Annotated in this window: 18 protein-coding genes and 5 tRNA genes; 19 read left to right on the forward strand and 4 right to left on the reverse strand. The window is 38.0% G+C overall.

The genetic code is table 11. The annotated features are described in order from the left end of the window. Nucleotides 1-2: 2 nt before the first annotated feature. The 4 genes from WH390_RS12410 to fur all read left to right on the forward strand — a co-directional run bounded on the left by WH390_RS12410 (nucleotide 3) and on the right by fur (nucleotide 3,972). The gene (locus WH390_RS12410; RefSeq protein WP_032116244.1) at nucleotides 3-2,159 is read left to right on the forward strand and encodes a type I secretion system permease/ATPase; all 2,157 of its coding nucleotides are present in this window, start codon (nucleotides 3-5) and stop codon (nucleotides 2,157-2,159) included. A 181-nt stretch (nucleotides 2,160-2,340) separates the two neighbouring features. Continuing rightward, nucleotides 2,341-2,622 carry a LexA regulated protein gene (gene ybfE, locus WH390_RS12415; protein ID WP_032116243.1) on the forward strand — a complete coding sequence of 94 codons (282 nt, stop codon included), beginning with the start codon at nucleotides 2,341-2,343 and terminating at the stop codon, nucleotides 2,620-2,622. 192 nt (nucleotides 2,623-2,814) lie between these two features. After that, a complete protein-coding gene (gene fldA, locus WH390_RS12420; protein ID WP_032116242.1) occupies nucleotides 2,815-3,345 on the forward strand; it encodes a flavodoxin FldA in 531 nt (176 codons plus the stop codon). Between the two features lie 159 nt (nucleotides 3,346-3,504). Further along, nucleotides 3,505-3,972, forward strand: a complete 468-nt coding sequence (gene fur, locus WH390_RS12425; RefSeq protein WP_032116241.1) for a ferric iron uptake transcriptional regulator — start codon at nucleotides 3,505-3,507, stop codon at nucleotides 3,970-3,972. A gap of 76 nt (nucleotides 3,973-4,048) precedes the next feature. Here the strand turns inward: fur and WH390_RS12430 are convergent, their stop codons facing one another. The 3 genes from WH390_RS12430 to nagE form a co-directional block, all read right to left on the reverse strand. Beyond that, the gene (locus WH390_RS12430; RefSeq protein WP_032116240.1) at nucleotides 4,049-5,029 is read right to left on the reverse strand and encodes a lipase family protein; all 981 of its coding nucleotides are present in this window, start codon (nucleotides 5,027-5,029) and stop codon (nucleotides 4,049-4,051) included. A gap of 212 nt (nucleotides 5,030-5,241) precedes the next feature. Continuing rightward, a complete protein-coding gene (gene glnS / locus WH390_RS12435) occupies nucleotides 5,242-6,906 on the reverse strand; it encodes a glutamine--tRNA ligase (protein ID WP_032116239.1) in 1,665 nt (554 codons plus the stop codon). Nucleotides 6,907-7,117: 211 nt separating this feature from the next. Next, entirely contained in the window at nucleotides 7,118-9,139 is a 2,022-nt protein-coding gene (nagE, locus tag WH390_RS12440; RefSeq protein ID WP_032116238.1) for an N-acetylglucosamine-specific PTS transporter subunit IIBC, read from the reverse strand. Nucleotides 9,140-9,488: 349 nt separating this feature from the next. Here nagE and nagB point away from each other — a divergent pair, with 349 nt between their 5' ends. The 8 genes from nagB (at nucleotide 9,489) to WH390_RS12480 (ending at nucleotide 13,775) form a co-directional block, all read left to right on the forward strand. Next, a complete protein-coding gene (gene nagB, locus WH390_RS12445) occupies nucleotides 9,489-10,295 on the forward strand; it encodes a glucosamine-6-phosphate deaminase (protein ID WP_032116237.1) in 807 nt (268 codons plus the stop codon). 94 nt (nucleotides 10,296-10,389) lie between these two features. Then, nucleotides 10,390-11,550, forward strand: coding sequence for an N-acetylglucosamine-6-phosphate deacetylase (gene nagA / locus WH390_RS12450; RefSeq protein WP_032116236.1), 1,161 nt, complete (start codon nucleotides 10,390-10,392; stop codon nucleotides 11,548-11,550). Nucleotides 11,551-11,565: 15 nt separating this feature from the next. After that, the gene (locus WH390_RS12455; RefSeq protein WP_032116235.1) at nucleotides 11,566-12,786 is read left to right on the forward strand and encodes an ROK family protein; all 1,221 of its coding nucleotides are present in this window, start codon (nucleotides 11,566-11,568) and stop codon (nucleotides 12,784-12,786) included. A 505-nt stretch (nucleotides 12,787-13,291) separates the two neighbouring features. Further along, nucleotides 13,292-13,368 (forward strand) — tRNA-Met (locus WH390_RS12460). Between the two features lie 5 nt (nucleotides 13,369-13,373). Then, nucleotides 13,374-13,458: transfer RNA gene (locus WH390_RS12465), tRNA-Leu, on the forward strand. A 29-nt stretch (nucleotides 13,459-13,487) separates the two neighbouring features. Further along, nucleotides 13,488-13,562: transfer RNA gene (locus WH390_RS12470), tRNA-Gln, on the forward strand. 25 nt (nucleotides 13,563-13,587) lie between these two features. After that, a tRNA-Gln gene (locus WH390_RS12475) sits at nucleotides 13,588-13,662 on the forward strand. 38 nt (nucleotides 13,663-13,700) lie between these two features. Beyond that, a tRNA-Gln gene (locus WH390_RS12480) sits at nucleotides 13,701-13,775 on the forward strand. 844 nt (nucleotides 13,776-14,619) lie between these two features. Here WH390_RS12480 and ubiF read toward each other — a convergent pair. After that, nucleotides 14,620-15,801, reverse strand: coding sequence for a 3-demethoxyubiquinol 3-hydroxylase (gene ubiF, locus WH390_RS12485; RefSeq protein ID WP_032116234.1), 1,182 nt, complete (start codon nucleotides 15,799-15,801; stop codon nucleotides 14,620-14,622). 191 nt (nucleotides 15,802-15,992) lie between these two features. Here ubiF and miaB point away from each other — a divergent pair, with 191 nt between their 5' ends. The 7 genes from miaB to leuS all read left to right on the forward strand — a co-directional run bounded on the left by miaB (nucleotide 15,993) and on the right by leuS (nucleotide 25,231). Continuing rightward, the gene (gene miaB, locus WH390_RS12490; RefSeq protein ID WP_032116233.1) at nucleotides 15,993-17,423 is read left to right on the forward strand and encodes a tRNA (N6-isopentenyl adenosine(37)-C2)-methylthiotransferase MiaB; all 1,431 of its coding nucleotides are present in this window, start codon (nucleotides 15,993-15,995) and stop codon (nucleotides 17,421-17,423) included. 19 nt (nucleotides 17,424-17,442) lie between these two features. After that, nucleotides 17,443-18,495 carry a PhoH family protein gene (locus WH390_RS12495; RefSeq protein ID WP_052044940.1) on the forward strand — a complete coding sequence of 351 codons (1,053 nt, stop codon included), beginning with the start codon at nucleotides 17,443-17,445 and terminating at the stop codon, nucleotides 18,493-18,495. A gap of 16 nt (nucleotides 18,496-18,511) precedes the next feature. Further along, nucleotides 18,512-18,979, forward strand: coding sequence for an rRNA maturation RNase YbeY (gene ybeY / locus WH390_RS12500; RefSeq protein ID WP_032116232.1), 468 nt, complete (start codon nucleotides 18,512-18,514; stop codon nucleotides 18,977-18,979). 70 nt (nucleotides 18,980-19,049) lie between these two features. After that, nucleotides 19,050-19,928 carry a CNNM family magnesium/cobalt transport protein CorC gene (gene corC, locus WH390_RS12505; protein ID WP_032116231.1) on the forward strand — a complete coding sequence of 293 codons (879 nt, stop codon included), beginning with the start codon at nucleotides 19,050-19,052 and terminating at the stop codon, nucleotides 19,926-19,928. A 5-nt stretch (nucleotides 19,929-19,933) separates the two neighbouring features. Then, nucleotides 19,934-21,466 (forward strand): apolipoprotein N-acyltransferase, encoded by a 1,533-nt coding sequence (gene lnt, locus WH390_RS12510; RefSeq protein WP_406850593.1) that lies wholly within the window; start codon nucleotides 19,934-19,936, stop codon nucleotides 21,464-21,466. Between the two features lie 185 nt (nucleotides 21,467-21,651). Next, complete coding sequence (locus WH390_RS12515) at nucleotides 21,652-22,377, forward strand: amino acid ABC transporter ATP-binding protein (RefSeq protein WP_032116229.1); 726 nt, start codon at nucleotides 21,652-21,654, stop codon at nucleotides 22,375-22,377. Nucleotides 22,378-22,648: 271 nt separating this feature from the next. After that, nucleotides 22,649-25,231, forward strand: coding sequence for a leucine--tRNA ligase (gene leuS / locus WH390_RS12520; protein ID WP_032116228.1), 2,583 nt, complete (start codon nucleotides 22,649-22,651; stop codon nucleotides 25,229-25,231). The last annotated feature ends 1 nt before the right edge of the window (nucleotide 25,232 follow it).

Below are 25,232 nucleotides of genomic sequence, written 5' to 3' on the forward strand. Positions count from 1 at the left end.
CGATGGAAACTTTTCCTAGCGTAGCAATAGCTAATAACGCCACTAACCAAGCCCTAGATGCAATAATCTGGCTGGGTAAACAACTGAGTAAATCCATCACAATTGAACAGTTAACTCACTCCTTAGGATTAGAATCTGAACATCTAACCGACTGGCAGTTACGAGAGTGTGCGGATTATATGCAATTAAAAAGCAAAGTAAGCTTTTTTACACCAGCTGAACTGGAACATATTCCGTTACCCGCTTTAATTGAAATAGAAGGCGTATGGTGGATATTTACCAATATAACGCAACAAATTATTGAAGTAATAAATCCGTGTTCAGAGAAAACATTAACTTTTCCTCATTATAATAAGCCCAAAAAACCAATCAAATTTAAAGTACTGCTCGTGGCGGAAAAAAAATTAACTGCTAAAAAAATCAAGTTTGGATTAGATTGGTTTTCCCCTTCAGTTCTTAGGCAAAATAAACAACTAAGAGATATTTTTATACTCGCCAGCGTTGTACAAATATTTGCCCTTATTCACCCAATTCTTTTTCAACATCTGATTGATAAAGTCTTGGTAGGACGTAGCCTAAATAGCTTACATGTTTTAGCATTTGCCATTATCTCATTAGCAATAGCCGAACCTATTTATAGTTTTATTCGTAATAAAATTTTTAATCATACCTCTGGCCAAATTAATGCTGAATTATCCGGCCGCTTATATCGTCATTTATTAGGACTGCCGCTTGACTATTTTAAACAGCGACAAACGGGGCAAATTATTGCCCGAGTTCGTGAGATGGCGCAAATTAGGCAATTTCTCACTGGCTCAACATTAATGCTGTTTATCGATCTATTTTTTGTCACATTATTTATTGTCGTGTTATTCAACTACAGTGCCCAACTTGCTGGCATCGTCGTTGGTTCATTGGTTATCTATTTTATCTTTTGGCTATTAATTGGCCCGATTATTCGTAAACGGGTAGAAAAAGAGTATGAAGCTCAAGCCGATAATACCACTTTTCTTACTGAAACAATCACGGGTATTGAAACCGTTAAAACAACCGCCACCGAGAATAGGTTTTTACAACGCTGGCAAAAAATCTTAAGTCACCAATTACAAAAAAGCTTTCAGGTACAAAAAAGCAGTATCATTGCCAGTCAAATTATTACACTGGTCAATAAAATAACTACTGCTATTCTATTATGGTTTGGTGTTAAAGCCGTTATGCAAGACCAACTTAGTCCTGGAGAATTAATTGCTTTTAATATGCTTAGCGCACATGTTACTCAACCGATCCTTCGTCTGGCGCAAGTATGGCAAGATTTTCAGCATACCCTTATCGCCCTTAAACGTGTTGGTGATATTCTTGATGAACCTACTGAATTTGGCCAAAATGGGTTAGCCAATACAGCATCTATTAATGGTAATATTGAATTTAATCATATCAGATTTCGTTATGCTAACGACATGCCAGAAGTATTGCAGAACCTATCCTTGTCAATTAAGGCCGGACAATTTATCGGTATCACAGGCCCTTCAGGATCAGGAAAAAGTACCTTAACAAAGTTATTACAACGACTTTATGTTCCTCAGCAGGGTCAAATTACTATTGATGGTATGGATCTAGCTGTCGCCGATCCCGTTGCTTTACGTCTTAATATGAGTGTAGTACTTCAAGAAAGTATTTTGTTTGCAGGCTCGATAGCAGATAATATCCGCTTAAGCCAACCGGCAGCTTCTGACGAAGCCATGACCCAGGCAGCGCAAATAGCAGGCGCACTGGATTTTATTCAACAACTTCCTCAAGGTTTCAATATGCAGTTAGCAGAGAGAGGTATGAATTTATCAGGAGGACAACGGCAACGTATAGCACTTGCCCGAGCCCTGTTAACACAACCACGGATTTTAATTCTTGATGAGGCCACTTCTGCACTAGATTATGATTCAGAAGCCGCTATCATGAAAAATATGCATTATTTGTCTGCTGGCCGAACTGTTATTAGTATTGCCCATCGCCTCAATACCATTCGTCATGCTGATAAAATTTGTGTGATTAATGAAGGTCAAGTGATTGAATTCGATAGCCATGATAATCTACTCAAGTTAAATGGCTTTTATGCTCAACTCTGGCATCAACAAATAGGAACAATAACAAAAATTAACGCTTAAAAATAACGCCAGCGCCAGTAAGATCACTTTTTATACGTTTTACTGGCTATTGCTAACTTCAGTTACTCACTAATAGGCTGCTTTATCAATTGAGTATATTTTATCTGTTAGTAGCGATAGTTATCATGCTAGGGTATGATTGGTTTAAGTAACTAGCAAATTTCCATCAACATTTAAATTTATGGCAAAAGAGCAGACTGATCGCACAACCCGGGATTTATTCGCCGATGAACCTAGACCAGGGCGTCCAAAAACCAATCCTTTATCTCGACATGAACAATTAAAAATTAATAAACGTAATCAGTTAAAACGTGATAAAAGCAAAGGTTTACGCCGTGTTGAACTAAAAATCAATGAGCGTGCTGTTGCGGCATTAAATATGCTAGCTCAAGAACAAAAAATAAGCCGTAGTGAATTAATAGAACAAATATTGCTGACACAATTAGCAAAGAAAAACCGATGAATTGCAATTTTACTGGTTTATTTTGCCTAAAACACACAAAATTGACAGAATTATGCCGTTATTTTCGTCAAAATAACGGTTATTTAATTATTTATTAATCAATCGTTATTATCTTTGCTATTACTACTGTTAATAACGATAAGATAAGATAACAAAGCAACTCAAATTAAAATTAAGAGGTTTATTTACTTTATGGCAATCATAGGTATCTTCTTCGGCAGTGATACTGGCAATACAGAAAATATTGCCAAAATGATCCAAGAAACCCTTGGCGGCGCTGATATTGCTGAAATTCATGATATTGCTAAAAGCAGTAAAGAGGATATTGAAGCATTTGATATTTTACTATTCGGTATTCCTACCTGGTATTATGGTGAAGCACAGTGTGATTGGGATGACTTCTTTCCAACATTAGAAGAAATTGATTTTACCAATAAGCTAGTAGCTATTTTTGGTTGTGGCGATCAAGAAGATTATGCGGAATATTTCTGTGATGCTATGGGTACTGTGAAAGAGATTATTGAACCTAATGGTGCTATCATTGTTGGCCATTGGCCAACAGAAGGTTACCACTTCGAAGCATCGAAAGGGCTCGCTGATGACTCTAACTTTATTGGCCTTGCCATTGATGAAGACAGACAGCCGGAACTAACCGCTGAGCGAGTGGAAAGCTGGGTAAAACAAATATCTGAAGAGCTAAATTTACAAGCTATTATCGATTGATAGCTGTCAATATTTTTTGTATATGATAATTCCTGCAAATTGTGTAATGATATTATGACATATATAATTGTAAAATTAGTTTGAAATAAACAGTATACTACTGTTAACGATGTTTTGATATTATTGAATTCACTGCTAATGCAACAAGGTAGGATCCGCATGACCGACAACAATAAAGCATTGAAGAATGCAGGGCTTAAAGTAACACTTCCACGTTTAAAAATTTTAGAGGTATTACAAGAGCCTGAATGCGATCATGTCAGTGCGGAAGATCTCTATAAAAAACTCATTGATATGGGGGAAGAGATTGGCCTCGCAACGGTTTATCGTGTTCTAAATCAATTTGATGACGCGGGTATTGTTACTCGCCATAATTTTGAAGGCGGTAAATCGGTTTTTGAGTTGACACAACAACATCACCATGATCACTTAATTTGCTTGGATTGTGGTAAAGTCATTGAATTCAGCGATGAATCCATTGAGACACGACAAAAAAATATTGCGGAACGTCATGGCATCAAGCTCTCTAATCACAGTCTCTATCTATATGGACATTGCTCCAAAAAAGATCATTGTGATGAAAACGATTTGGGCCACCCTGCCCGCAATAGTAAAGAAGAAAAATAACCCAGCCTATTACTATTTTTGTTATTAATCAGTTAAAAATAAAAGGAGAATTGCAATCCAATTTCTCCTTTTATTTTCAAGTTTGTAGCGCATAAATAAGACTATGCTTGACATAATTTGAATGTGCCGCTAAAAAGTTGTCTTTTTTGTTCGTTGCTTGGGGAATAATATTAATTTTACCAATATGATCAACCGCAAAAAATTTATCCATCTTCGGAATAACATCACCTTCGACATAATGATGATTGACATTATGCATAGCCTTCTCTAAATCTAAACTACCATGTTGCTTTAACAAATCGCGCTGTAAACCTCGGCCAAATTGAGCACTGCTAAAACATTCCGCCAAAATAACATTTTCTTTGCTAGATACCTTCAGTGCTGCATAAGCAGCTAAACCACCGCCTAATGAATGACCACTGGTTGAAAGCCTGTATCCATTCCATTCCCCATCCATTTGAACCAGTTGTTGCAGATTATGCATTAATTGCGCAGCCTGCTTATAGCAAGCTGGAACACCACCAAATACATTATGAACATTCGCCTCGCATTGCTTAATAAAATTATTAATATTTTTTATATAACGCGGAGCTCCACCGCTCACTCCATGACCGCTGGTTGTCCCACCAAATACCAATCGAATTTCCCGCTCAACCTTATTGCGGAAGATATAAGCCACCAATCCAGTATGACTATCTTCTAATAGACCATCTTGTGGATAAAGTTTTATATTAGTCATTTTAGACACAAACCTTGCCAATTCACGATCAATTCCCCACTGGGTTGCTTCTAAAATTGTAAAGTCACGATTGTAAACAAAATCAGCCAATAGAGCATTATGATAACGTTGCTCACTGCTGACTTTATCTATTGGAAAACTTAATTTTTGACAAGTATGCAAACCCTTTAATGGTCTTTTTTGTACCGATATAAAAACATCACTGTTATAAATACTTTTTAATGGACAGGTGAAATTGATCTTAGGTGATATCGTTTGCAGCTCTGCTTGTAAAACCGCTTTTTCTATTGGAAGAGATGAATTAATAAACTTAAGCATGATATAACATCCTTGTTAGTAACCAATTGATTTTTTTGATAAGGATATTGACTACATATTTTTTTGACTTGCTCTAAACGAATAAAAATTTATAACAGAAAGCCATTTTTCTGTTAATAAAAATATCTCGTGAACAATAATGACGATATTTTTTAATAAAAAGCGTGGCTATAAACCACGCTTTTTACCATAACTCTTAACGGAGTAATTTCTTAGCTTGCTATTTTTGCCCAACTATCTCTTAAGCCTACAGTCCGATTAAATACCAGCTGCTTAGCTGTATGATCATGGCTATCTGCACAAAAATAACCCTCGCGTTCAAACTGATAAGCTTTTCCCGGTTGCGCGGTAATTAAACTTGGTTCAACAAACCCATAGCGAATCACTAAAGAATCAGGATTAATGGTAGCTAAAAAGTCCTCTTCTGCGGCAGGATTAGGCACAGTAAATAAGCGATCATACAATCGGATCTCTGCTGGCAAGGCATGTGATGCACTGACCCAATGGATAACCCCTTTGACTTTACGTCCATCAGCAGGATCTTTATTTAATGTATCAGCATCATAAGTACAATAAATCGTGGTAATGTTGCCTTCTGCATCTTTATCAACCCGATTAGCTTGTACAATATAGGCATTTCGTAAACGTACTTCTTTACCCAAAACTAAGCGCTTATATTGCCGATTAGCTTCTTCACGAAAATCAGCTCGATCGATATAAAGTTCCCGACTAAATGGCACTTGTCGAGCGCCCATCTCAGGTTTATTAGGGTGATTATACATCGTCAGCATTTGCTCATCAGCAGACATATTTTCAATCACTAACTTTATGGGATCTAATACCGCCATTGCCCGTGGTGCATTTTCATTTAGATCATCACGAATACAAGATTCCAATGCTGCCATTTCAACAGTATTATCTTGCTTAGTCACGCCAATACGCCGACAAAATTCACGAATCGACGCTGCCGTATAACCACGACGACGTAAACCTGAAATGGTTGGCATTCTGGGATCATCCCAGTTTTCAACCCTATTCTCCGCCACTAACTGATTTAGTTTACGTTTTGACATCACCGTATAGGCAAGATTTAGACGCGAAAACTCATACTGTCTTGGATGACAATCAATGGTAATATTATCTAATACCCAATCATATAATCGGCGATTATCTTGAAATTCCAGGGTACAAAGTGAGTGGGTAATCCCCTCCAATGCGTCCGAAATACAATGAGTAAAATCATACATTGGATAAATACACCATTTATTACCCGATTGGTGGTGTTCAGCATATTTTATTCGATATAACACCGGATCGCGCATGACAATAAAAGAGGATGACATATCAATTTTAGCACGTAGACAGGCCTTTCCTTCTTCAAATCCACCCGCTCGCATCTTGTCAAATAGCTGCAAATTCTGCTCAATAGTGCGATCACGATATGGACTATTTCTACCTGGCTGCTTTAAAGTTCCGCGATATTCACGAATAGCATCGGGACTTAATTCATCAACATAAGCTAAGCCTTTTTTAATCAGCTCAATAGCATATTGATATAGGTCATCAAAATAATCTGACGAATATTTTACGTTACCACTCCAATTAAACCCTAACCATTTCACATCTTCTTGAATGGAATTAACATATTCAACATCTTCTTTAACTGGATTAGTATCATCAAAACGCAAATTGCATTGACCCTGATAATCCTCTGCAATACCAAAATTCAAACAGATTGATTTGGCATGACCAATATGTAAATAACCATTAGGTTCAGGTGGAAAACGGGTATATACATGAGTATGCTTACCTGTAGCCAAATCTTCTTCAATAATCTGGCGAATGAAATTTGTTGGGCGAGTATCTGCCTCATTCATTGTCATAGTTCCTCAATGCAAAAGCATGTTAATAACGCTTTTATCATCTACGATATCCGAATTAGAAACAACCGTTTATTAACATATATTATTAGGCTTTATTTAATCAATAAAAAGCTCATAAAGGAAAAACGGGAGGTTCATAACCCTTCCCGTTTTTATTCATTATTAATTATATGGTTATCATATCAAATCATAATGATAAAACACATTACTTCAATACATCATAAATTGGTGTTACTCCAGCGATTACTTCACCAGTTGCAACTATTGTCAATCCCTGATAATCATCAATATTACTGATAACGACTGGACTTATCATTGACTTAGCATGCTGTTCCAAATAATCGAGATCTAATTTCAGGATAGGCTGACCTACCTTTACATCACTATTTTCTTCAACTAAACGCTCACAACCCTGCCCTTTTAACGTTACAGTATCAATACCCATGTGAACGATCACTTCAACACCTTCATTTGTCTCGATGCAGAAAGCATGATTGGTAGCAAAAATTTTCACAATCTTACCGGATACAGGCGCTAATACCTCACCACTCGTTGGCTTAATCGCTAAACCATCACCGACAATGCGGCTAGCAAAAGCTTCATCCGGAACTTCATCAAGGGAATAAATTTTACCACTAACCGGTGCCACCAGCGTTAAAATTGTTTGCCCCACATGCTTATTTTTTACTTTTACTGCTGACTGTCGATTATCTTTCTCAACAAAATTTAACGGTGCAACAACTTCTCGTGCGGCGATCTTTTTCATTGCTTCCGCAATCATTTCTGCCCGGGTTCCAACAATAATTTGCACACTATGTTTATTTAAACGAATGATGCCTGATGCACCCAGTTTTTTTACCAAGTCATCATTAACGATATCAACGGCTTTTACACCTAAACGTAAACGAGTAATACAGGCATCGATTACTGTTAAATTATCGGTTCCGCCCACCGCCGCAAGATATTGGTATGCTTCATGGGTAATATCCTTAGCACTGGTGGTGATATCTTTGTCATAATCATCAACGGCTTGATAGTCGTTTATTATTTCACGACCTGGGGTCATTAAATTGAACTTATTAATCACAACGCGAAATATGACATAGTATAAACAAAAGAAAATTATCCCTTGGAAAATCAACATATGCCAATGCACTGCTAATGGGTTACGACTCTGCAGTAACATATCGACTAAACCAGCACTAAAACCAAAACCCGATATCCAGTGCATTGCAGCTGCAATATAAACAGAAAATCCAGTTAATAGAGCATGAATGACATAAAGAACCGGCGCCACAAACATGAATGAGAATTCGAGCGGCTCAGTGATCCCAGTAAAAAAGGCGGCGAAAGCACCTGCCATCATGATACCTGCGACTTTTGCTTTATTTTCAGGACGAGCACACTGATAAATGGCCAATGCCGCACCAGGCAAACCAAACATCATGATAGGGAAAAATCCAGCTTGATAACGCCCAGTAATACCTTTTTCGGCTAAACCTGTAGCTAACGATTTAGCGCCAGCCAAAAAGTTAGGAATATCATTAATACCAGCCACATCAAACCAAAATACTGAATTTAATGCATGATGTAATCCAACCGAGATTAATAGACGATTAAAAAAAGCATAAATACCGGCACCTAATGAACCCAAATCTTTAATATTTTCACCAAACAGTACTAATGCATTATAGATAAATGGCCAAACATACATCAGAACGAAAGATAACAGGATCATCAAAAATGAAGTCAATATAGGTACTAAACGGCGGCCACTAAAGAACGACAATGCTTTCGGTAACTCGACACCGCTATAGCGATTATAAAGTTCCGCCGCCAATACCCCAACCAATATCCCAACAAACTGATTATTAATTTTACTAAATGCTGCAGGAACTTGCTCGATAGCAATACCCATAATCATCGAATAAGCCGCTGGTGAACATAGGGTTGTTACCACTAAAAAACCGACAAAACCGGTTAATGCCGCCGAACCATCTTTATCTTTTGATAAACCATACGCAACGCCAATTGCAAATAATATTGACATATTATCTATAATTGCTGAACCTGATTTAATCAGTAAAGCAGCAATAGTACTATTAGCTCCCCAGCCATTAGGATCGATCCAATAACCGATCCCCATTAAAATCGCAGCGGCAGGCAGCACAGCGACAGGCACCATCAAAGCACGGCCTATTCGCTGTAAATAACTTAACACATTCACTATGTTTTCCCCTTGAATAACCTCATTACTGAGATCTTATTGCTAAATATTATAAATATTCAATTTTTTGCATATATTCATTAAGTAATTCAGACCCAATTATTTTGCATCACAAATTATATCAGCTAAAGTTGTGATAAAAGTCTAAATATCACCCTGTTATTTGATTAAAATAGTGGCTAAACAAAAAACCTTTTTTTTTTCATGAAAAATATCTTATTTTACTAGAATTCAGGCGTTAATAAATAGACAATCTTTGAGTTATAAAAACTCAAGTAATAACAAAGAATAATACAAAATTATTGAAATATAGCTGATATGAAACAAAATTAAGTGAGGTAAAAAAATAATGAGGCTTATTCCTCTAACAACAGCAAAAGATGTTGGTCTTTTTTCCGCCAATTACATTGCAAACAAAATTAATCAATTTAATCCAACGGCTACAAATCCATTTGTATTAGGGCTGCCCACAGGCGGAACACCACTAGCTACCTACCATGAGCTAATTAATCTCTATAAAGCAGGTAAAATTAGTTTTAAACATGTAGTTACTTTTAATATGGATGAGTATGTCGGCATCCCAAAAAATCATCCACAAAGCTATCACACTTTCATGTATGAAAATCTGTTTAACCATATTGATATTACAGAAAATAATATTAATTTACTCGACGGTAATGCAAAAGATATCGACGCTGAATGCAAACGTTACGAAGATAAAATTAAGTCTTATGGTAAAATACATCTATTTATGGGAGGCGTTGGTAGTGATGGCCATATTGCCTTCAACGAACCTGCTTCATCTCTTTCTTCTCGCACCCGGATCAAAACGCTAACACCAGAAACCCGACAGGCAAATTCTCGTTTTTTTGATAACAATATTGATAGGGTGCCTAAATATGCTGTCACTGTTGGGGTAGGAACCCTACTTGATGCGGAAGAAATTTTAATCTTAGCAACCGGTGCAAATAAAGCATTAGCCGTTGAGGCTGCGGTCGAAGGTTCGATTAACCATATGTGGACGATTAGCTGCCTACAAATGCATGCAAAATCGGCTTTAGTTTGTGATGAACCAGCAACCCTTGAGCTAAAAGTAAAAACTTTAAAATATTTTTGTCAATTAGAATCTGACATCATTAATCAATTTGCTAGTTAAATTAAAATAGCAAAATTCAATATAATAAACCAAAAAATACAAAAAATTCGATAAATTATACTATTTTTTAGCCATTATAGAAGAGTAAAATATCATGTATGCATTAATCAACTGCATTATTTACACAGGTTATGAACGACTGGACAATCATGCAGTTATTATTGAAAAAGAACAGATAAAACAAGTTTGTCCAATTGCAGAATTACCTCAGGATATTGAAATTCATGATTTACAAAATGCGATCCTAGCGCCGGGATTTATTGATTTACAAGTTAATGGCTGCGGTGGTGTACAGTTCAATGATAATCCAGCAAATATCTCTATTCAGACGCTGGAAATTATGCAAAAAGCAAATGAACGAAATGGCTGTACCAGCTTCCTGCCTACATTGATCACCAGCCCTGATCCGCTGATTAAAACAGCAATAGAGACGATGCGTGACTACCTGGCCAAATATAAAAACCAAGCATTAGGGCTACATATTGAAGGGCCTTACATTAACCCAGTCAAAAAAGGTACCCACAATGTTGAATATATTCGTCAGCCTTCTGCCGAAATGATCAACTATCTATGTCAAAATGCCGATGTGATCACTAAAATTACCTTAGCACCAGAAATAGTTGCAGAAAAATATATTCACCAATTAGTTGAAGCCGGTATTGTTGTTTCAGCAGGCCATTCCAATGCCACTTATGAAGAAGCACAAAATGGCTTCAAGGCAGGTATTCAATTCTCAACCCATCTTTTCAATGCCATGCCTGCTATTTCAGGTCGAGCCCCGGGATTAGTGGGTGCTATTTACAACACTCCTAATGTATATGCAGGAATTATTGCCGATGGATTACATGTTCACTGGGCTAATATTCGTGACAGTAAACAATTAAAAGGCGATAAATTAGTTCTAGTAACAGATGCCACCGCACCTGCTGGCCTGGATTCTAATGGCAGTGAAATGGATTATTTTACCTTTGCTGGTAAAACCATATATTATCGCGATGGATTATGTGTTGATAAAAATGGTACATTAAGTGGTTCATCCTTAACGATGATAGATGCTGTCAAAAATATCGTTGAACATGTAGGTATTGCATTAGATGAAGCATTACGAATGGCCACACTTTATCCAGCTCGTGCTATTGGTGTCGACAAAAAACTTGGGAGCATAGAAAAAGATAAAGTTGCAAACCTTATCGTATTTGATCACGACTTCATCATCCGCAAAACCATTGTTAATGGCCGTGAAATAGAACTGTAACGAGCATATATACTGATGAGTAACAATTACATCTTGAAGCAAATTGGTAATATTGATTTAGTTAAACAATTAAATAGTGCTGTTGTATATCGAATTATTGATCAAAATGGCCCTATTTCTCGAATTCAGATCTCAGAACAAAGCCAGTTGGCGCCTGCTAGTGTAACCAAAATAACCCGCCAACTACTGGAGCGTGGTTTAATTAAAGAAGTCGCTCAACAAGCCTCTACCGGTGGTCGCCGACCAATTTCAATTATTTCTGAACATCATATTTTTCATAGCATCGGTGTCAGATTAGGCCGTCGTGACTGTACATTAGCACTTTACACCTTAAACGGCAAAATGCTCGCCGAAGCGCATTCACCCTTGCCAGAAACCGGTCAACAAGAAACAGAAAATCATTTAATTGCCGCCATTGAAAATTTCATTCAACAACATCAACGCCCTAATCGCGAGTTGATTGCTATTTCAGTTATTTTACCTGGCTTAGTCAATCCACAAGCAGGAATTGTCCATTATATGCCCCATATAAAAGTACATAACTGGCAATTACTGCGTAATCTGAAAGAGCATTTCAAAATAACCTGTTTTATCGGTCACGACATTCGTAGTTTTGCACTGGCAGAACATTATTTCGGCGCTACACAAAATTGCGCCGATTCCATTTTTGTACGCATTCATCATGGCGCTGGTGCAGGTGTGGTTATGGGGGGTGAAATTTTATTGAACAACCGTTACAATCTGGGTGAAATCGGCCATATACAAATAGATCCATTAGGAGAACGTTGCCATTGTGGTAACTTTGGTTGTCTGGAAACCGTTGCAGCTAATAGCGCTATTGAAAATAGAATTAGGCAACAACTTGACCAAAATTATCCGAGCCAATTAAAAGCAAATAACTGTTCTATTAAAGTAATTTGCCAGGCGGCAAATAAAAACGATCCGTTAGCAATTGAAGTAATTAAACACGTAGGCCATCATCTTGGTAAAGCAATTGCCATTATTATTAACCTATTTAATCCGCAAAAAGTGGTCATTGCAGGAGAAATTACAGCAGCTGAAAAAGTTCTCCTACCCGCCGTGCAAAACTGTATCAAAACCCAAGCGCTAAAAGATTTCCGCAATGATTTACCGATTGTTACTTCACAACTGGTACATAATTCAGCTATTGGCGCTTTCGCCTTAACTAAACGTGCTATGTTAAATGGCGAACTTTTACAACATTTGCTTGAATAGCAATAGCGTTGTAATACATTTATCTATGCTTTTACTAGCTCGAATATAAAGAATTTATGGTGCCACTCACATTTATCTTTTATTTTAATAGACAACAGCAATTATTAATCGCTGCAAACTAGCTGCATAGATATACAATATTACGCGCTAATTTGTTTACTTTTGCCCACTGACAAGTTGCTCAATGGCCATCAACATTTTATCGCAAGATACCAATAAGATGCTTTTGGTTGTTAATGGAAATTATCACTACCATTGAAATAAAAGGCATCGCTTCACTTCATGAGCAAAAATATCTTAACTTAATTAGTTTTTATATTTAACATATCAAGCTATTATTATTTGGCAACCACGTCGTTATTTTTTGTCGATTTTATCGACAAAATGATTACAACCCAAACAAACAGATACTTTTCTGTAGAAATCGTAAAAAAATCAGTTGACGACTCGGGTCGATATACGCATAATTCGCCCCGCAACGCCGATAAAGGTTATGCAAAAAGATGGCTACGTAGCTCAGCTGGTTAGAGCACAGCACTCATAATGCTGGGGTCACAGGTTCGATTCCCGTCGTAGCCACCATATTTGCGGGAGTGGCGAAATTGGTAGACGCACCAGATTTAGGTTCTGGCGCCGCAAGGTGTGCGAGTTCAAGTCTCGCCTCCCGCACCATTCTTTATAAAAATTATTTATATTCTCGTTGGGGTATAGCCAAGCGGTAAGGCACCAGGTTTTGATCCTGGCATTCCCAGGTTCGAATCCTGGTACCCCAGCCATATTATAGATATTAGTTTATCCAGTTGGGGTATCGCCAAGCGGTAAGGCACCAGGTTTTGATCCTGGCATTCCCAGGTTCGAATCCTGGTACCCCAGCCATATTATAGATTTTAATTATTATATCAATTATCCCCGATTGGGGTATCGCCAAGCGGTAAGGCACCGGATTCTGATTCCGGCATTCCCAGGTTCGAATCCTGGTACCCCAGCCATCAGCTTTCAATTAGCTACAAAATTAAATAATTTTGCAAAGAATTCAAAAAGAATATCCAGTAAGAATATTTTACTTTCCATAAATTAAATTTAAAAGCAACGATACGACATACTTAATGGAGTGATTTTTATCTAATTTAAATATGATTTAAAAATGTCGCTGACTGAAGGTGTACCACAAACAGCCAGCTAACTTAGTTAATTAGGCAAATCAAAAATCCCGAGCGGCATTGAATAAGAATAAGTTACATATAAAAAATTATTTTTTGTTAATAATGATTTACCGGCATATCTCTAGTATTTTAGTTAAACATGGCTAAGGGTAAAAAATCCCCAAAGTGAGATAACCTAAAAATCTAATTAAGAATTGTTTGATAATTTATTCAAACAATTACAAACCATCATAAAATAGCCATTAATTACTTTTTATTAATTATTGTAATACGCTTTGTTTTGCCAAAAGCTTAGCTCTATAACCAGTTAAAGAAAAGGAAGTTGATGGTTGATGGTTTATAAGAATTAATAGCGCCGCTGAAAAACAGCGGCGATCTACTTCAAACGCGTAAAATAAAAAGCATCAAAACATAGCTATTAATATCACAGTAACATGACAGAAATAGTCAAAAACATATGCCAAGTTGGACTACCAACACCAGTAAAAACGATAAACTTTATGAATAAAAACAAACATCTAGATACAGTATAACACGTGAATCATAAAAAAATAACAAAAATAATGTTTTTTTGATCCATCTCACAATTTAATTAATCTTGACATTCTCTCAACCTGAAAAACAACGTTTTACAACATAACAGTCAAAAAATATCATAATCGACTTTATATTATAAACCTAAAGCATATTTAAGTAGCTTTTTCTTAACTGTATTTAGTCGTTGTACTAACATTAATGCTAAATTTCGGCCCGATTTCACACCCGCTAGCTGAGAACTAAACAGTGTATAAATAGCATCCATACCTGCCTGCATCAATTTGTTATCTGGCATCCTATCCTGTTGATAAGTCAGTAAAGTTTTTCGAGTATAAAAAGGTAATAAATAGGTTTTAGCATTAATCAATACTTTCAACAAACTATCAACATCACGGTAACCAAGATTAACGCCCTGACCAGCAAGTGGATTAATAGTATGAGCCGCATCGCCAATCAAAGCTAGCCCTTCTTCAACATAACGATTAGCATGATGGCGGGTCAGTGGAAAACTCCCTTTAGCAACAACTTGCAGTGAGCCAAAGCGAGCTGGGAAAGTTGCCATAATTTCTTGCTTAAGCTGCTCTAGGGACATAGCTTGCAGTTGTCTAATTCGAGCAGGTTTATCATACCAAACCAAACAGGCCCAATGATCAAATAACGGCAAAAATGCTCGCGGACCAGAAGGAAAAAATTGCTGCCAAGTAATATCCTGTTGCGGTTGCTCCATCTTAACTGTAATAAGCAGACATGATTGATTATATTGCCAACCGCTACTGCCAATGCCAGCTAAAGATCGCACCTGAGAACATGCACCATCAGCCGCAATAATTAACTTTGCCGATAGTTGCTGATTATTATTTAAAGTTATTTCCCACTGTTGATTCTGACGCTGCATTGCTACCAATTTGGCGGGACATAACAAGCTAAGATTGGGATATTGAGAAAATTGCTGCCATAATGCCAATTGCAAAATACGGTTTTCAACCATATAACCCAGTTCAGGTAAACCAAGGCTGTCTGCTTCAAACATCACATGTGAGTTTTCCCCTTCCCACGTTTCTAACCTTCGATAAGGGGCGGCACGCATATTTAAAACATTATCCCACACACCAAGTTGCTTAAGTAGATCCACCGAAGTATAACTTAGCGCTGAAACGCGTAAATCAGGCTGCTCTAACGGATCGAAAGATGCAGGTTTAGTGTGTTCAAGTAACAGGATCTGCCAACCTTCTTTGGCTAATCCAATTGCCATGGCTGCACCTATCATACCGGCACCAACCACTACAATGTCATAATTTTCATCTATTCTATTCATATCAACTTAGCTATCAATAGTCATCAATCTAATAGTAGGCCTAGTTTTTCTTAAGTCATTTACTAATAATCTATCCAACATACTGGTCACCGATGCCCCAAACGAATACAATACATATCAAAATTTTCTAATTTAATACATAATGTTCCCAGTATGACAGATTTTGCTACTGAAAACTTCGGATATACAAAATGTTGACGAATAAAAAACTATACATTAAAACCTGGGGCTGCCAGATGAATGAATACGATTCATCAAAAATGGCTGACCTGCTCAACAGCACCCATGGATATCAATTAACAGAAATAGCCGAAGAAGCCGATATTCTACTGCTAAATACCTGCTCAATTCGCGAAAAAGCGCAAGAAAAAGTATTTCATCAATTAGGGCGTTGGAAAAATCTAAAAGATGTTAATCCCGATATTATTATTGGTGTTGGTGGTTGTGTCGCTTCACAGGAGGGGGATTTCATTCGTCAACGGGCTCCCAGTGTTGATATTATTTTTGGCCCACAGACTTTACACCGTCTACCAGAGATGATCAATCAAGTCAAAGGTACACGTAGTCCAATCGTCGACATCAGTTTTCCAGAAATTGAAAAATTTGATCGATTACCGGAACCTCGAGCAGAAGGCCCTTCAGCTTATGTTTCCATTATGGAAGGCTGTAATAAATACTGCTCATTTTGTGTCGTTCCTTACACGCGTGGTGAGGAAGTCAGCCGACCATGTGATGACGTTTTATTTGAAATCGCACAATTAGCTGCGCAAGGTGTGCGTGAAATTCACTTATTGGGTCAAAATGTCAATGCCTATCGTGGAACAACTTTTGACGGTGCAATTTGTTCATTTGCCGAATTATTACGTCTAGTTGCCGCCATTGACGGCGTTGATCGCATCCGTTTTACCACCAGTCATCCAATTGAATTTACCGACGATATTATTGCTGTCTATGAAGATACCCCTGAACTTGTTAGCTTCTTGCATCTTCCCGTTCAAAGTGGGTCAGATCGTATTTTGACGATGATGAAACGGTCTCATACAGCCCTTGAGTATAAAAGCATTATCCGAAAATTACGTAAAGCACGACCCGATATTCTTATTAGCTCAGATTTCATTATTGGTTTTCCGGGTGAAACAGAAGATGATTTTCAAAAAACCATGCAGCTTATTGCCGATGTTAATTTTGATATGAGTTTTAGTTTTATCTACTCACCACGCCCTGGTACTCCAGCTGCTGATTTACCTGACGATGTCTGCGAAGATGAAAAAAAACAACGCCTCTATCTACTTCAGCAACGTATTAATCAGCAAGCAATGAATTATAGCCGAACAATGTTGGGTAGCATTCAACGTATTCTGGTTGAAGGGCCTTCACGTAAAAATATTATGGAACTTTCCGGCCGCGCCGAAAATAATCGGGTGGTAAACTTCGAAGGTAGCCAAAATATGATCGGAAAGTTTGTTGATGTCGAAATTGTCGATGTCTATGCCAATTCTTTACGCGGTAAAGTAGTTAAAACAGAAGATAGTATGGCATTAAGGAGCCAAGAATCACCCGAATCGGTTATTGCACGGACACGCAAAGAAGACGAGCTCGGTGTAGCAAATTACCAACCTTAATATTAAGTAGAGAGACTCAGTGATCGCAAAAGATAATCCACAAATTGCCACTAGCGAAATATTTTTAGAGCCAGCCGATAACCAACGGTTAATCAGCCTTTGTGGCCCGTTCGATGATAATATAAAGCAATTGGAACGTAGACTCGCTATCGAAATTAATCGTCGAAATAACCGTTTCAAATTGATTGGCAAACCACTTAATATCAACGCAGCTAGCAACATTTTACGCCGCCTATATGTTGATACAGCCCCTATACGTGGCATTATCCCTGACATTGTCCCTGAACAAATCCACTTATCTATTATGGAAAATCAATTTCTTGAGCAATCCGTTGAAAATGTTGGCAGTTACGACAAATTTGTAAACATTAAAATCAAACGAGGCGTTGTCAAACCACGAACAGCGAATCAGGCTCAATATATTGCTAATATACATAGCCATGATATTACTTTCGGCATTGGCCCTGCCGGAACAGGTAAAACCTATCTCGCCGTTGCTGCTGCGGTTGATGCTTTAGAACGTCAAGAAATACGTCGTATTCTACTCACTCGCCCCGCTGTTGAGGCCGGCGAAAAACTCGGCTTTCTGCCAGGTGATCTTAGTCAAAAAGTTGATCCTTATTTACGGCCGCTTTATGATGCCCTATTTGAAATGCTGGGTTTTGAAAAAGTAGAAAAATTGATTGAGCGCAATGTGATTGAAGTGGCGCCATTAGCCTATATGCGAGGTCGCACACTCAATGACGCTTTTATCATTCTTGATGAAAGCCAGAATACCACCATTGAACAGATGAAAATGTTTCTGACCCGCATCGGCTTTAACTCTAAAACCGTGATCACCGGCGATGTAACTCAAATTGATCTGCCTCGTGACCACAAATCAGGTTTACGCCATGCAATTGAAGTACTTTCTGAAGTTAAAGAACTGAGCTTTAATTTTTTTCATAGTGATGATGTAGTACGCCATCCTGTAGTAGCAAAAGTGGTTATTGCCTACGAAAACTGGGAAACAAAAGAACAAGAACGAAAACAGTTACTTCGTCAACAAAAAGAACCATCAAGCGCCCTATAGAAAAGGAGACATTTGCTTGCAATCAGTTATTCTTGATCTCCAGCTGGCCTGTAGAGATCATAATGGATTACCCAGTGAAACGACATTCCAAAACTGGCTTGAAGCTTTCCTGCCACAATTTCAATCTGAAAGTGAAATCACAATTCGTATTGTCGATATAGCAGAAAGCCAAAATTTAAATCTGACATATCGAGGAAAAGATAAACCAACAAATGTGCTATCCTTCCCTTTTGAAGCGCCAGAAAACATTACATTACCCTTACTTGGCGATCTGATTATTTGTCGTCAAATTGTTGAAAAAGAAGCGATTGAACAACAAAAAAACCAGGATGCTCACTGGGCGCATATGGTAATACACGGTTGTCTTCATCTATTAGGTTATGATCATCTAACTGACTTTGAAGCAGAAGAAATGGAGACAATAGAAACTGAAATTATGCAAAAATTGGGTTATCCTGATCCTTATCAGCATGAAAAAGCATAACTATAATGCTACTTTTGTGCTAAATAATTATGATACGATAAACTACTTAGAGAAACTTTAATAAAACGCCATGAGCGACGACCATCCTACAAACAATGATAATCATCACTCGAAAAAGAGTTTTTTCGGGCGCCTAAATCAACTATTTCACGGTGAACCCAAAAATCGTGATGACTTAGTTGAACTCATTCGTGATTCAGAGCAAAAAGATGTTATTGATCCTGATACCAGAGAAATGCTTGAAGGGGTAATGAATATTTCCGACGAGCGTGTTCGGGATATCATGATCCCACGCTCTCAGATAGTAACCTTAAAACGAAATCAATCGTTAGATGAATGCCTTGATGTGATTATCGACTCAGCACATTCTCGTTTTCCAGTAATTAGTGAAGATAAAGACCATATTGAAGGTCTATTAATGGCTAAAGATTTACTGCCATTTATGCGTACTGATGCTGAACCTTTCACAATCGATAAAGTATTACGTCCCGCCGTTGTTGTGCCTGAAAGTAAACGTGTTGATCTGTTATTAAAAGAGTTCCGCTCACAACGTTATCATATGGCAATAGTCATCGATGAATTTGGTGGCGTTTCTGGTTTGGTAACAATCGAAGATATTCTCGAATTAATTGTTGGTGAGATTGAAGACGAATATGATGATGAAGAAGACATTGATATTCGCCAGTTAAGCAAACATGCTTATTCTGTTCGTGCGCTAACCCAAATTGATGATTTCAATAAAGCATTTAGCACGCGCTTTAATGATGAAGAAGTTGATACCATTGGTGGCTTGGTGATGCAAGCCTTTGGACATTTGCCTGCCCGAGGGGAAGTTATCACAATTGATGGTTATATGTTTAAAATTACCATGGCCGATAGCCGCAAAATCATTCAAGTTCAGGTGAAAATTCCTGATGAAGCACCAATCCCAAATCTTATAGAAGAATAGCATTAATGAAAAAAATGCCACTCTATCAACGTCAGTGGTTACGAGCTTTGATCGCGTTAATTTTCGGGCTCTGCGGAACACTGGCTTTTTCACCTTTTGATATTTGGTTAGCCGCGCTTTTTTCTCTTTTTGGCTTACAGCTGCTAATTGTTAATTGCTCAAGCAAACAAGCAAGTTTAATAGCATTTTGTTGGGGAATTGGTCTTTTTGGCAGTGGTATTAACTGGGTTTATGTCAGTATTGCCGATTTTGGTGGTATGCCATTAGTGGTTAATGTCTTTTTAGTCATCTTACTGGCAGCTTATTTATCACTTTATCCCGTGCTATTTGCTTATCTGCTCAATCGATTCTTTCCGCACCTTAATATTGCTCGCTTTATTTTTGCCGCACCAGCAATATGGCAAATAACTGAATATTTACGTGGCTGGATACTAACTGGTTTCCCTTGGCTACAATTTGGTTATAGTCAAATCGACGGGCCGCTTAAAGGCATCGCGCCGATATTTGGCGTTGAGATGATAACATTACTACTGCTGATCATTAGCAGCTGCTTAGTGTTTACTTGCCTAAAACGCAGAATTATTCCGCTAATTACAGCAATTATCTTATTATTGTTACCCCTAATATTTAAAAATTATCAGTGGTTCACGCCGGTCGCAGAAAAAAAATCACAAATTGTTTTAGTTCAAGGTAACATCCCGCAAAGCTTAAAATGGCAACCAGGATTTCTTGAACAAACCATTAGTACTTATCTCGATCTCTCTAAACCTTATTTTGGCAATGCCAATATCGTTATCTGGCCAGAATCCGCTATTCCATCTATCGAATTGGATAATAACGTTTGGCTAACCTCATTAGATAAACTACTGCGCTTACAAAATACTCGCCTAATTACTGGTATAGTTGATGCTAAACCAAGCACACAGGGTGTGAGTAATTTTTTTAATAGTATTATTGTGTTGGGAGAAAATAAACCTTACCAATATCCAACCAGTAATCGTTATCAGAAACACCACCTGGTGCCTTTTGGTGAATTTGTACCATTAGAAACTATTCTTCGACCAATTGCCCCTTTATTTAATTTACCAATGTCAGGTTTTAGTCGTGGTGATTATGAGCAGCAGCAGTTAATTGCTGGTAATATTCATCTAACTGCTGCTATCTGCTATGAAATTATTTTAGGCTCCCAAGTTAGAGACAACTTTAAATCAGATACCGATTTTCTATTAACGCTTTCAAATGATGCATGGTTTGGACATTCTATTGGCCCATGGCAGCACTTTCAAATGGCGCGCATGCGGGCACTCGAGCTTGGTCGACCACTATTACGTGCCACTAATAATGGTGTTACAGCAGTAATCAAACCTAATGGTGATATTCAGGCAGAACTTCCTCAATTCACTCGCTCAGTATTAAATACTGAGGTAACACCAACATCTGGTCTTACACCTTATGCACGTTGGAGTAACTGGCCTATGTGGGCATTGGTTGCCCTATTTATCATATTGGCATGTTTTATTAAGCAAAAAGAAGACTAATCAATTTAGCATATATTAATTATCATCATGTCTTAACAACCGATGATACGGTTTTATCTTGTTATTGATATTTATCATTAAATTTAGTTAATGAGCTTTTTTATTATAATAATTTGTTAAAAAAAATAATATTTCATTAATTTATATAGATTTATGCTAGTTAGCTATCTGAAAAAGGACTATTAATGATTTCTTTAAAAAATGTTTCTAAATGGTATGGACAGTTTCAGGTGCTTACTGATTGTTCGATGAATGTCAAAAGAGGGGAAGTTGTCGTTATTTGTGGCCCTTCCGGTTCAGGTAAATCAACATTAATAAAAACCATTAATGGCTTAGAACCAATTCAACATGGTGAAATATATATTGATAATATTCATGTTAATGACAAAAAGACAGATTTGGCTAAATTGCGCTCAAAAGTCGGTATGGTATTTCAACATTTTGAATTATTCCCTCATCTATCAATTATTGAAAACTTAACACTAGCACAGATAAAAGTCTTAAACAGAGATAAAAAAACCGCTGAAAGTACTGCCTTAAAATTATTAGAGCGAGTTGGATTAGCTAACCATACCAATAAATTTCCAGCTCAGTTATCTGGTGGGCAACAACAACGCGTTGCCATTACCAGAGCACTCTGTATGGATCCGATTGCGATGCTTTTTGACGAACCGACCTCCGCATTAGATCCAGAAATGATCAACGAAGTACTTGATGTAATGATAAAGCTTGCTAATGAAGGAATGACCATGATAGTAGTCACTCACGAAATGGGATTTGCTAAAAAAGTTGCTCATCGAATGATTTTTATGGACGAAGGAAAAATTATTGAGGATAGCAATAAAGATGATTTCTTTGCTGCGCCGAAATCAAAGCGTGCTAAAGAATTTCTTGCTAAGATCATACATTAATCCCTCTATCCTTGTTGGGTGACAAAAATCGTCGCCCAATCGGCTAAATAATAATATTAAAATAGCGCCTAAAGCGGGCTAGACTTACCATCTAACATACTACCCTCTGAAACAACCCACTATTTGCATTAATAAAATTAATTTAACTTGCTCGTTAAATATTTATCAATAGTTGTTGTTAGAGGCATTTATCCGCTATTCTATGCAGATCTAAAATAAACTATATCATTCGCGGCCAATGCCGCATTATCGCCATAGGAACATCGGTGTCATGCAAGAACAATATCGACCAGAAGAGATAGAGCAATACGTACAACGTCATTGGGAAGAAAAACAAACATTTAAAGTAATAGAAGATAATAACAAAGAAAAATACTATTGCCTGTCAATGTTACCTTACCCATCTGGTCAGCTACATATGGGGCATGTACGCAACTATACCATTGGTGATGTTATCTCACGTTATCAACGCATGCTAGGCAAAAATGTACTGCAACCTATCGGCTGGGATGCTTTTGGTTTACCGGCAGAAGGTGCCGCAGTAAAAAATAATACTGCTCCAGCGCCTTGGACTTATACCAATATTGATTACATGAAAAATCAATTAAAAATGCTCGGATTTGGTTATGACTGGAGTCGAGAAGTCACAACTTGTACACCGGAGTATTATCGTTGGGAGCAATGGTTTTTTACTAAGCTTTATGAAAAAGGTTTGGTTTATAAAAAAACCGCTGCCGTTAACTGGTGTCCAAATGATTTAACGGTGTTAGCAAACGAGCAAGTCATTGATGGCTGCTGCTGGCGTTGCGATACCCCGGTCGAACGCAAAGAAATTCCCCAATGGTTCATAAAAATTACCGCTTATGCAGAAGAGCTACTCAATGATTTAGATAAACTCGATGGCTGGCCAGAGCAAGTTAAAACCATGCAGCGTAATTGGATCGGCCGCTCAGAAGGGGTTGAAATTACCTTTGAGCTGGCAGACATGGATGAAAAGCTAACTGTCTATACTACTCGGCCAGATACTTTTATGGGGGTGACTTATCTCGCTATTGCAGCAACTCATCCGTTAGCAAAAAGCGCGGCAGAAAAAAATGCTAAACTTAACGCTTTTATTGATGAATGTCGTAATACCAAGGTTGCTGAAGCAGAAATGGCAACCATGGAGAAAAAAGGTATTGCCACCAATCTGTTCGCAATTCACCCGCTAACTAATGAAAAAATTCCGATCTGGATAGCCAATTTTGTGTTAATGGAATATGGTACAGGGGCAGTAATGGCAGTTCCAGGGCATGACCAACGTGACTGGGAATTCGCAACCAAATATCATTTACCGATCAAAGCGGTTATTGCTGATAATGAAGGCCAGATGCCCGATCTAAAAGCAGGTCCGTTGACTGACAAAAATGCACTGATTAATTCAGGCGAATTTAGTGGCATGGACAATAAAACAGGCGCCAATGCGATTGCCGATAAACTGGTTTCACAAGCTTCGGCGCAACGTAAAGTCAATTATCGTCTACGCGATTGGGGAGTTTCTCGCCAACGTTATTGGGGAGCACCAATTCCTATGGTAACCATGGAAGATGGTTCTGTCATGCCAGTACCCGAACAACAACTACCTGTCATTTTACCTGAAGATGTGGTGATGAATGGCATCACAAGTCCTATCAAAGCCGACCCACAATGGGCCAAGACTAACATCAATGGTCATGCAGCATTACGTGAAACGGATACCTTTGATACCTTTATGGAGTCTTCCTGGTATTATGCCCGTTATACCTGTCCTAATTATGACCAAGGGATGCTAGATCCAGCCGCGGCCAATTACTGGTTGCCTGTTGATCAATATATCGGTGGTATTGAACATGCCATTATGCATCTATTATATTTCCGTTTTTTCCACAAACTAATGCGTGATGCAGGCTTAGTAAATTCTGATGAACCAGCTAAACGTCTGTTATGTCAAGGAATGGTATTAGCCGATTCTTTTTATTACTTAGGTGAAAATGGACAACGAGTTTGGGTGTCACCCGTTGATGTGACTGTTGAACGGGATGAAAAAGGTAAGATTGTCAAAGCAACTGATAAGCATGGGCATCAACTCTCCTATACCGGGATGAGTAAAATGTCTAAATCGAAAAATAACGGTATTGATCCACAATTAATGGTAGAAAAATATGGGGCGGATACGGTTCGCTTATTTATGATGTTTGCCGCTCCGCCGGAACTTACTTTAGAATGGCAAGAATCAAGTGTAGAAGGTGCAAATCGTTTTGTTCGTCGTCTTTGGCGTACCGTTTTTGAACATACGCAAAAAGGTAAAACAGCGCCATTAAATAGCACCAACCTTACTCCAGAGCAGAAAAACCTGCGGCGTGACCTACATAAAACCATCGCCAAAGTGACTGATGATATCGGCCGCCGTTATGCATTTAATACTGCGATTGCTGCTATTATGGAGTTCATGAATAAACTGACGCGAGCCTCCCATGATAGTGAACAGGATCGAGCATTAATACAAGAATCTCTAGAAGCTATTGTACGGATGCTATCGCCCATTATCCCCCATGCTTGCTTTATCCTGTGGAAAGCACTTGGTCAGCTGGGAGATATCGATAATGCGCCTTGGCCAGTTGCTGACGAACAAGCAAAAATAGACGATACTAAATTAGTCATTATTCAAGTTAATGGTAAAGTTCGTGGGCGTATTACTGTCGATATCAATGCATCACAAGATTCTGTGTTAGCTATGGCAACGCAAGAGTATGGTGTGGCAAAATACCTTGAAGGTATGAACATCCGTAAGGTAATTTATGTGCCAGGCAAGCTGTTAAACCTTGTTGTCGGCTAAC

The sequence above is a fragment of the Candidatus Arsenophonus nilaparvatae genome (genome assembly GCF_045346035.1).
Taxonomy (GTDB): Bacteria; Pseudomonadota; Gammaproteobacteria; order Enterobacterales; family Enterobacteriaceae; genus Arsenophonus; species Arsenophonus nilaparvatae.